Annotated in this window: 10 protein-coding genes, 1 other RNA gene and 1 pseudogene; 6 read left to right on the top strand and 6 right to left on the bottom strand. The window is 63.8% G+C overall.

The features are described from left to right. Positions 1–197 (top strand): enoyl-CoA hydratase-related protein (locus C2R25_RS17220; protein WP_233204099.1); only part of this gene is annotated, 197 nt, incomplete at its 5' end. A 93-nt stretch (positions 198–290) separates the two neighbouring features. Beyond that, positions 291–476 (top strand): annotated as a pseudogene (locus C2R25_RS21075) (NAD(P)-binding domain-containing protein); the annotation flags it as partial. A gap of 242 nt (positions 477–718) precedes the next feature. Here C2R25_RS21075 and C2R25_RS17205 read toward each other — a convergent pair. From C2R25_RS17205 to C2R25_RS17190, 4 genes are read right to left on the bottom strand one after another with little or no spacing between them, the layout of a single operon-like run. Then, on the bottom strand, positions 719–1,267 hold the full coding sequence (locus tag C2R25_RS17205; RefSeq protein ID WP_103730372.1) for an NUDIX hydrolase: 549 nt from the start codon (positions 1,265–1,267) through the stop codon (positions 719–721). Beyond that, the gene (locus C2R25_RS17200; RefSeq protein ID WP_103730371.1) at positions 1,264–1,947 is read right to left on the bottom strand and encodes a TPM domain-containing protein; all 684 of its coding nucleotides are present in this window, start codon (positions 1,945–1,947) and stop codon (positions 1,264–1,266) included. The genes C2R25_RS17205 and C2R25_RS17200 overlap by 4 nt, the downstream gene beginning before the upstream one ends. 1 nt (position 1,948) lies before the next feature. Beyond that, entirely contained in the window at positions 1,949–2,761 is an 813-nt protein-coding gene (locus tag C2R25_RS17195) for a YgcG family protein (RefSeq protein WP_103730370.1), read from the bottom strand. A 6-nt stretch (positions 2,762–2,767) separates the two neighbouring features. Next, positions 2,768–3,370 carry a LemA family protein gene (locus tag C2R25_RS17190; protein ID WP_103730369.1) on the bottom strand — a complete coding sequence of 201 codons (603 nt, stop codon included), beginning with the start codon at positions 3,368–3,370 and terminating at the stop codon, positions 2,768–2,770. Positions 3,371–3,547: 177 nt separating this feature from the next. On the opposite strand from C2R25_RS17190, the gene mscL reads away from it, so the two are divergent. Next, a complete protein-coding gene (gene mscL, locus C2R25_RS17185; protein WP_199183867.1) occupies positions 3,548–4,012 on the top strand; it encodes a large conductance mechanosensitive channel protein MscL in 465 nt (154 codons plus the stop codon). A gap of 5 nt (positions 4,013–4,017) precedes the next feature. Next, positions 4,018–4,422, top strand: a transfer-messenger RNA (tmRNA) gene (gene ssrA / locus C2R25_RS17180). Positions 4,423–4,433: 11 nt separating this feature from the next. On the opposite strand, the gene C2R25_RS17175 is transcribed toward ssrA, so the two are convergent. Continuing rightward, positions 4,434–4,751: a hypothetical protein gene (locus C2R25_RS17175; protein WP_103730368.1), complete on the bottom strand. Its 318-nt coding sequence runs from the start codon at positions 4,749–4,751 to the stop codon at positions 4,434–4,436. 288 nt (positions 4,752–5,039) lie between these two features. On the opposite strand from C2R25_RS17175, the gene C2R25_RS17170 reads away from it, so the two are divergent. Both C2R25_RS17170 and C2R25_RS17165 read left to right on the top strand, forming a co-directional pair. Next, complete coding sequence (locus C2R25_RS17170) at positions 5,040–7,145, top strand: malate synthase G (RefSeq protein WP_103730367.1); 2,106 nt, start codon at positions 5,040–5,042, stop codon at positions 7,143–7,145. A gap of 89 nt (positions 7,146–7,234) precedes the next feature. Next, positions 7,235–8,008: an SDR family oxidoreductase gene (locus C2R25_RS17165; protein ID WP_103730366.1), complete on the top strand. Its 774-nt coding sequence runs from the start codon at positions 7,235–7,237 to the stop codon at positions 8,006–8,008. 39 nt (positions 8,009–8,047) lie between these two features. On the opposite strand, the gene C2R25_RS17160 is transcribed toward C2R25_RS17165, so the two are convergent. Beyond that, positions 8,048–9,277, bottom strand: a complete 1,230-nt coding sequence (locus C2R25_RS17160; protein ID WP_103730365.1) for a glycosyltransferase — start codon at positions 9,275–9,277, stop codon at positions 8,048–8,050. Positions 9,278–9,281 lie beyond the last annotated feature (4 nt).

Raw genomic sequence — 9,281 nt, 5'->3', positions numbered from 1 at the left:
GGCAGACGATCGCCGCCATGCCGCCGCTGGCAGCGATGATGAACAAGGAAATGGTCAACCTCGCCTTCGAGACGACGCTGGACACCGGCCTCGTGCTGGAGCGTCGCATGTTCCAGGTCCTGACCTCGACCGAGGACAAGGCCGAAGGCATGGCCGCGTTCGTGGAAAAGCGACCGGGCGTCTGGAAGGGCCGCTAAGGGTACCGCGCCTTCTTCGGTGACGCGCCGCAGGGCGCTCACCGAGAACGGCGCTACCGGGGCGGCAACGCGGGCGACACGGAAGAGCAAGCTATGAAGATCGCGTTCATCGGCCTTGGCAACATGGGTGGTGGCATGGCCGCTAACCTTGCTGGGGCGGGGCACCAGGTCCACGCCTTCGACCTTTCGGCAGACGCTCCGGCGAGGGCGAAGGACAAGGGCTGCGCGTTCTTCACCACCGTTTCCGAGGCGGTGGCCGGTGTCGATGCGGTGATCACGGAGCCATCTTCACGACCCTCTCAGCGGTCGCGCCGGCGAATCAGTTGCCCTTCGTGGCACGCCTTTCTTGTTCGAAGGGCGGGAGCTTCATTCCTTTCGTGCGGCTTGTGAGGTGATAGCGCCGGCAGAGGGGGCAGCGGTACGGCCGCAAGGGAAATGGCGCACGCGACGCGACGTCCAGAGCCGCTTCCTCCGTGGCGTAGCGGGCCTTGCGCTGACAAATGCCAGGGCGGGTACGCACGTCAGCGCAGCAAAGTCGGCCCGAGGAGGGTGAGCATCTTGACGTCGATGGCGTAGCCCTGCTCGCGCCACTGGGCTGTCGCCTCCTTTATGCCAGAAACCGGGATCCGATGGACCACAATATCTTCGCTTTCGATGCCGCCGCCATCGCCGACCTTCACCAGGTCATGGGCGCGAAACAGGGTGAAGCTCTCGCTCACCATTCCAGGTGACGAATAGAACTCACCCACCTTTTCCATCCGTCCGGCGCGGTATCCGGTTTCCTCTTCAAGCTCGCGGGAGGCCGCTACGGCCGCGTCTTCATCGGCGTGCTCTTCGTGATCGCCCACCAGTCCGGCCGGCAGCTCGATGCAGCGCTTGCCGAGGGGAACGCGGAACTGGTCGACCAGGATGACGTGGTCGTCCGCATCAATCGCCAGGACGACGGCAGCATGTATCCCACGGGACCGGCCGACGTACTCCCACCGGCCGCGACGCTTGGCGGTGATGAAGCGCCCCTCCCACATCGTCTCGACGGGCTTGTCCGCATCATGATGATCGGCAAAGGTCATAGTTCGATCAGCCTGTCAGGAAGTTCGTTCACATCGCCGGTCTCACGGGGGACGTGGAGCGCAAGGATGGCACCGACCTTGCGGGTGCCGGCGATCATTGCCTCGGCCGTGCGCCCCGCCCGCAGTTCGGAGAGCATCGCGCCGATCGCATCGGCCCAGACGCCGGGCTCCACCTTGCGTGCAATTGCTTCGTCAGCAAGGATTTCGACACGGTGTTCGCGCATGGACAGGTAAATGAGGATGCCCGTCCGGCCGGTCGTGCGGCGTTCCGCGCCGAGGCGGAAGGCGCGCATGGCACGATCGTGGACGCGGGTGGTGCGAATGGCCGACGGGATCAGGAAGAACTTGACCGGCTGCCAGAGCTGAAGCAGCATCATCGCGGCGAACTTGATGGTGACCACGCCCAGCGCGAGCGACAGGATCATACGCGGGGTCCACTCATGGCCCCAGTCGGCGATCAGGCTATCGTAGAGCCCCATGTAGAAGCTGGGGAAGAGTGCCATTGTGCCAAGTGCGAGAAGCGCGACAAGTACGCCCCAGGCCATTGCGACGTCGGTGTAGCCATCCGAACGGTCGGCGAGGACGGTGACGATCTCGCCGGAGCTGAGCCGTTCGCTCTCGGCTACGACGGCACTGATGCGGGCGTGATCATCGTCCGCCAGGTAATTCGGTGTCGTCATTCTACCAACTCCCGCTCGCGCCGCCGCCGCCGAAGCTGCCGCCCCCGCCGGAGAAGCCCCCTCCGCCCCAGCCACCGCCACCGCCCCAGCCGCCGTGATCGTCGTCACCGCCGCCGAAGCCGCCGGGGAACCAGATGATCGGCGTATTCAGGCCGCCATAGCGACCACGCCGCCCGCCACGCCCCGTCGAGCGCAGAAGGGGAAGGATGAAGAAGAACAGGATGAACAGGATGAAGACGACGGTCCCCATCGAGACATCGCCGTCGCCGCCTTCGCGTGCCGTGTCGGCCTGGGCAGCGACCTTGCGCGCTTCATCGGGAGGCAGCGTAAGTTGCCGGATGAGGGAATCGGTGCCGGCGACGATGCCGCCCGGCATGTCTCCGGCCTTGAAGCGCGGCAGGATGTCCTTGTTGATGATGAGGAAGGAGAGCCCGTCCGTCAGCGTGCCTTCCAGGCCATAGCCGACCTCGATGCGGACCTTGCGTTCGTTCGGGGCGACGAGAAGGATGGCACCGCTGTTGGTCTCCTTGCCGCCAATGCCCCAGGCCCGGCCAAGACGATAGCCGTAATCCGAGATCTCGTACCCGTCCAGCGAAGGGACCGTGGCGACGACGAGTTGCCGTCCGGCCTGCTTTTCGAGCGCCTCGAGCCTTTGCGTCAGGGCGCGTTCCTGGGGATCGGGGATGATGTTGGCGGCGTCGACGACGCGCCCCGTGAGCTTTGGAAACTGCTGCGCCCATGCGCCCGTCGCTCCCGAAAGGAGAGCCACGAGGACCAGCACTGCGACAACGCCGGCTGCCCGAATGCGGGCCACGGGGATTTACAGCTTCCCTTCGAGGCTCGGCGCCGCTTCGGCACCGGGGGTGACTGACTTGTAGGGTACGAGCACCTCGGCTCCGCGCAGGCGGGCGCCGATCATCGAGGGAAAGGTGCGAACCTCGGTGTTGTAGTCCTGAACGGCGCCGTTGTAGTCGCGAATGGCGACCCGAATGCGGTTTTCCTGCCCTTCAAGCTGGCTCTGCAGCATCTGGTAATTGGTGTTCGACTTGATCTCCGGATAGGCCTCGACGCTTGCGAGGAGCCGCCCGATGCTGGCGCCGAGGTTTGCCTGGGCCTGCTGGAACTGCTCCATCTTCTGCGGATCGTTGAGGTCTTCGCCGGTCACCTGGATGGAGGTTGCCTTGGCGCGGGCCTCGGTCACACCGACGAGGATCGACTTCTCCTGCTCGGCGGCACCCTTGGCGACCGCGGCAAGATTGGGCACGAGATTCGCGCGCTCTTGGAAGGCGGCTTCGACGTCCGCCCACTTGGCCTTTGCGGCTTCCTGCTTTGTCGGGACCGAATTGAAACCACAGGCCGAGAGCGAAAGGGCTGCGGCAAGGGCGATTGCGGTGCGACCCCGACGGGCGTTGATGAGCGGCATCGGCTTCAATCCTCCACTTCGCGCCGGCCTTACCGGCGTGTTCCTCGCGAAGTAGATAGCGTACCAGCGTTCGGGATCAAGGATGCTCGGCCTCTTGCCAGCCGAGCCAGAGTTTGAGAGCGGCCGGGTTGTGTGTCAGAACGCACGAAGCCACGTGACTATCGGAGAGTTGGCAAGATGCCCATCGTTGACGAATTCAGGAAGTTCATCGCGCGAGGGAACGTGCTCGATCTGGCCGTTGGTGTGATGATCGGGGCCGCCTTCGGCAAGATCGTGACCTCGCTGACGGAGAACATCATCATGCCGGTAATCGGCTGGGCGTTCGGAAGCATCGACTTCTCGAAGTACTTCATCCTGCTGGGAGACGTGCCGCCGGGCTACAAGGGCAGCGTCACTGACTACGCCGCCCTGAAGGGCGCTGGCGTAACGATGATCGGCTACGGCGAATTCATCACCCAGATCGTCAACTTCCTTATCATCGCCATGGTCCTGTTCCTGCTCGTCCGGTCGGTGAACAAGATGATCGATTCTGTGAAAAAGGATCAGGAAATGGCCGAGCAGGCTCCGGTGGCGCCGGTCGACCCGCAACTGAATACGCTGAAGGAAATCCTCGAGGAACTGCGGAAGGGAAAATCAGCCTGAGCCTTTCACTTCACATTCAGAACGAAGTGACTATATAGGGTCCTGCCGGCTTCGGTCGGCTATGACGATAAATTGCCCCGTGCAATAGACGCAGCGGACCCGGGGGCGGTACCCGGCGGCTCCACCATCACTCGTCTCCCGAAAGGGGGCATCCTGTGTTGTCGCAGGAGTGATGACGGGGCCGAACTAGGATCGACGTGTGTTGAAAAGCGGTGTTTTCGTCCGGGCTGAGTAACCCGTTCAAGGCTCAAAACTCATAAGTGCCAACGACAACGAAGCACTTGCTCTCGCAGCGTAATTCTAGGGGCTAACGCCCTGAAGTTACAAAGCCAGAACACGGTTGGACCCACCGGGTAACAGAAGCGGATTCCAGGGGCTGGGGGCGAGCCTGTCAACAGAATCGCCCTACTTCCTTTGCCGTCTATGCTTGATGTGCATGTCTACCTGGTGCGATGGGTTCTTTCCGGCCGGAGAGGGCGGCGGCGGTGCGTGCCTCCGCCAAGCGTTCGCTTTTTCGCGTGAGAGCGGCCTTCTCGTACTTGAGACAATCGAGGATCTTGGCACCAGCCATGAAAACGGCGCCGGTACAGGCCAGAAACAGCAGCTTGCCGCCGATGCCCGGAAATTGTGTGAGGTATGCGCTACCTCGCTCGACCGCACCCAAAGCAAGCGCGTAGATGATCATGTACGCTTCCCAGTTGCTTTTGATGACAAAGAGGCGGCCGGCCTTTCGAAGCATCTTCACCCTTTCGGCATGGCTGGTGCGACAGTTAGCGCGTTAGCTAAAGCATACAGCAAAACGCGTGCCAATCCAGACTTTACGGGATCGCGCGTGGCTAACTGACTACGGTCTGTAAGCTTCTCCGACGCCTTGTGCGGGCGAAGGTGTCCTTCCCCGACGATATCTGAACCCGTTGCCAAGCTGTCGCGCTTCGGCCATAGGGTTATCTCCTTCCCCAGGACACATCGGTATCGTACGTGAGCCCGGCGCGAGATGCGTCCGGTTCAAACCAGCGTGAGGAAGGCAATGACGGATAGGGTTGATCGTTCGGGGCTCCAGGTCGATGCGGGCCTTGCGAGATTCGTGGAAGAGCAGGTGCTTCCGCCAATCGCGCAGGATGCTGGCGCGTTCTGGAAAGGCGTGGCCGGGCTGGTCGCGGCTTTCGCACCGCGCAACCGCGCTCTTCTGGACAGGCGCGATGCACTTCAGTCGCGGATCGACGCATGGCACGTCGGCCGGGCAGGCAAGCCGATCGATCATGCGGAATACGAAGCCTTTCTTCGGGAGATCGGCTACCTTGTCCCGGAACCGGGTGCATTCACCATCGGCACGCAGAACGTGGATCCCGAAATCGCCACGATGGCTGGGCCGCAGCTCGTCGTGCCGGTTCTCAACGCCCGCTTCCTCCTGAACGCTGCGAACGCGCGCTGGGGAAGTCTTTACGACGCATGGTATGGCACAGACGCGCTGGATGCAGCTCCCGCGCAGGGACCGGGCTACGACCCGGTGCGCGGCGCTGCGGTGATCGCTGCGGGCCGTGCCTTCCTGGATCGCGTGGTGCCGCTCAAGGCCGGTTCGTGGGCCAGCCTGAAGAATGGCGAGACGGTGGAGCTTGCTCATCCTGCGCAGGGGCTGGGTACGACGGAAAAGGGCCTGTTGTTCAGCAACAACGGCCTCCGGATCGAAGTGGTATTCGACCGCTCCACACCGGTCGGCAGCTCCGATGCGGCGGGGATCTCCGACATCGTGCTTGAGGCGGCGCTGACGACAATCGTGGACCTTGAGGATTCGGTGGCCGCAGTGGACGCGCAGGATAAAGTCGCCGCCTACGCCAATTGGCTCGGCCTTATCCGCGGCGACCTGACGGAAACCTTCGAGAAGGGCGGCAGGACCCTGAGGCGCGAACTGGCGGCCGACAGGACTTTGACATCCCCTGATGGAGAGACGACGAGCCTGTCCGGGCGTTCGCTCCTGTTCGTGCGCAACGTCGGCCATCTCATGACGAACCCGGCGATCCTCCTCCCGGACGGGTCCGAGATACCGGAAGGCATCATGGACGCCGTGATCACCAGTGCCATCTCGGCGCAGGATGTCCGCGGCTTGACGCGCTATGGCAACAGCCGCGAGGGCAGCATCTACATCGTGAAGCCAAAGATGCACGGGCCGGAGGAGTGCGCCTTCACCAATGCGCTGTTCGACGCCGTCGAGGACCTGCTGCAGTTGCCGCGCAACACGCTGAAAGTCGGCGTCATGGACGAGGAACGCCGGACTTCGGCCAACCTTGCTGCCTGCATCCACGCGGTCAAGGACCGCATCGTCTTCATCAACACAGGCTTCCTGGATCGCACGGGCGACGAAATTCACACCTCGATGCGCGCCGGGCCGATGATCCGCAAGGGCGCGATCAAGGGCTCCACGTGGATCGCCGCCTATGAAAAGCGCAATGTGGCCATCGGGCTCAGGCACGGGCTTTCCGGAGTGGCGCAGATCGGGAAGGGCATGTGGGCCGCTCCCGACCGAATGCGGGAGATGATGGAGCAGAAGATCGGTCACCCCCGCACGGGTGCCAACACCGCCTGGGTGCCATCTCCGACGGCAGCCACGCTCCACGCCATGCATTACCACGAGGTTGACGTGTTCGGGCTGCGTCAGGGGATGAATGCGGACGATGTTCCGGGCCTGGAGCAGTTGCTCGCCATTCCGCTGGCTGACGGCGTGAACTGGTCCGAGGAGGAGGTCCGCGAGGAGCTGGACAACAACGCACAGGGCCTGCTGGGCTATGTGGTGCGTTGGATCGATCAGGGCGTCGGCTGTTCGAAGGTACCGGACATCGACGACGTGGGGCTGATGGAAGATCGCGCCACCCTGCGGATATCCAGCCAGCATATGGCGAACTGGCTCCTGCACGGAGTGTGTTCGCAGGAGCAGGTGATGGATTCGCTCAAGCGCATGGCTGCCAAGGTGGATCAGCAGAATGCCGCTGATCCGCTCTACGAACCCATGGCAGGCAACTGGGAGACCAGCCTGGCGTTCCGGGCGGCGTGCGACCTTGTCTTCAAAGGGGTGGAGCAGCCGAACGGATACACCGAACCGCTCCTTCATGCCTGGCGCCTGAAGAAGAAGGCGGCCTGATCGCACCGCACCGGCTCTCTTCCCGTCTGGCCTCCTTGTTCAACAGCGCGCCGTTGCTACATCGCCAGCGGCAAACAAGGAGGCCCGCGATGAAGATGCACGGCAACACTATTCTGGTTACCGGTGGCGGCTCGGGAATAGGCGAGGCTCTGGCGCAGCGTTTCCACGATGCAGGCAATACGGTCATCGTTGCGGGGCGGCGGAAAGAGGCGCTGGACGCGGCCTGCGAAGGTCGGGCCGACATGCACGCGCTGGTGCTGGACGTGGAGAGTGCGGAAGGTGTGCGCGCCTTCGTCGAAGAGGCTCTTGAGCGCTTCCCGGCGCTGAATGTCGTGGTAAACAACGCGGGCATCATGCATTATGAGCGCCTCGATCGTTCTCGTGACTTAGCGCTTGCGGAAGCCATCATCACGACCAATCTGGTCGGTCCGATCCGCCTGATCGATGGCTTCGTCGAGCATCTGGTGGCCAGGGGTGACGGGGTGATCGTCAACGTGAGTTCGGGCCTGGCCTTCGTGCCGCTGACGGGTACCGCCACCTACAGCGCCACCAAGGCCGCCATCCATAGCTACACTCAATCCCTGCGCGAGATGCTCCGGGGCCGGGTGGAAGTCATCGAACTTGCCCCGCCCGCTGTCCAGACCGAACTCACTCCGGGACAGAGCACGCGGGAAGGGTACCAGCCGCTGTCCGAATTCGCCGACGAGGTCATGGCGATCCTTGCGCAGGACCCCACGCCCGAGGAAATCCTGGTGGAGCGTGTGAAAGGCTTCCGCAACGCCGAAGCCGAGGGGACACACCGAGCAATCCTCGAGAACCTGAACCGCGTATCACTCAAGATGTTCGACGAACTGGGCCTCTGAGCCGGCGGGCGGCAGGCGCGGGGGCGGGTGATCCGTTGGCTAGACGGCGCCTGCCGACGCCGCCGCCACTCCCGGCTCCGTGCCGGCGCCCAGTACGTCCTTCCAGAAACGGACAAGATTGCGGGCGTTCACCGCCCATGAGAAGTGGCTGACGCACTCCGACACTTCCGCCTGCGTGGGGGGCGCGGCGAGGATATCGCTCACGGCCTTTGCGATCGCTTCGGCCGTGCGCTCCGTGATGCGGCCTGCGCTTTCGCTGTGAACGATCTCCCGCGCGCCGCCAATGTCGGTGATGACGATGGGCGTCCCGCAGGCCAGCCCCTCGATCCAGACGTTGGCCAGCCCTTCGCTGGAGGAGGGCAGCACCAGAACGTCCGCCGCGCAGAGAAGGTGCGGCAGCATCTCGTGGTCGACGAGGCCAAGGAACTGCACCCGGTTCGCCACGCCTAACCGGCGGGCGAGCGCCTTCAGGCGGTCTTCATCTTTGCCGGTGCCCGCAATCGCGAGGCAGGCATCGGGCAGTCGGGTCAGCGCCTCGATGACCAACGCCTGGCCCTTGCGCGGGATCAGCGCGCCGGGGGTGACCAGCAGCGGTCCTTTCGACCAGATCTCCAGGTCCGGCATGGCGGATACAAGCGCGCGTGCCGCGCCGCGTTCGATGGGGTGGAACTTCTCGCGGTCCAGACCCGTGTAGTGGACGGCGATACGTTCTCCCGGCATGCCGAGCGCGATCATGTCCTCGCGAAGGGCCGCGCTGACGGCGAGCATCCCGGTCGACTGCGCGGCAGCGTCCAGCATCTGCCGCAGCGCCCGGGGCCGCTGGCCCCAGAAGTGAATGTCGGCGCCGCGCGACTTGATCGTGAGCGGCAGCGCCAGTTCCCGTGCGATGATCGCGGCAGCAGGGCCGTCGGGAAAGAAGAACTGCGCATCCACGAGATCGAAGGGCTGTTCGGCATGCAGGCGGCGCGCCAGCGGCAGCACAGCCCTGGCGATCCGCTCCGGATTGCTGTCGCCGCCCAGTTTGGGGTAGGTTGTGAAACGAGGATAATGAACCGCCAGCCCGGTCCTGTCGCTCATCTCCGGCACAGTCTTCAGGCGAACATAAGGCTCGCGCTGCGAAAGCGGCCAAGGCGGGATCCCAAGCGGGCTGACCATGGTCAGCTCGACTTCTCCACCGGCGACCACGGCCCGCATCTGATTGCCCACGAAGACGCCGAACGAAGGCATCACCGGGTTCGGGAACAGGGTGGAGATCGAAAGGACGTGCATCGCG

Origin of the sequence: Novosphingobium sp. HII-3 (assembly GCF_002916655.1) — a bacterium.
Taxonomy (GTDB): domain Bacteria; phylum Pseudomonadota; class Alphaproteobacteria; order Sphingomonadales; family Sphingomonadaceae; genus Novosphingobium; species Novosphingobium panipatense.
This window is presented reverse-complemented; position numbering and strand designations above follow the sequence as displayed.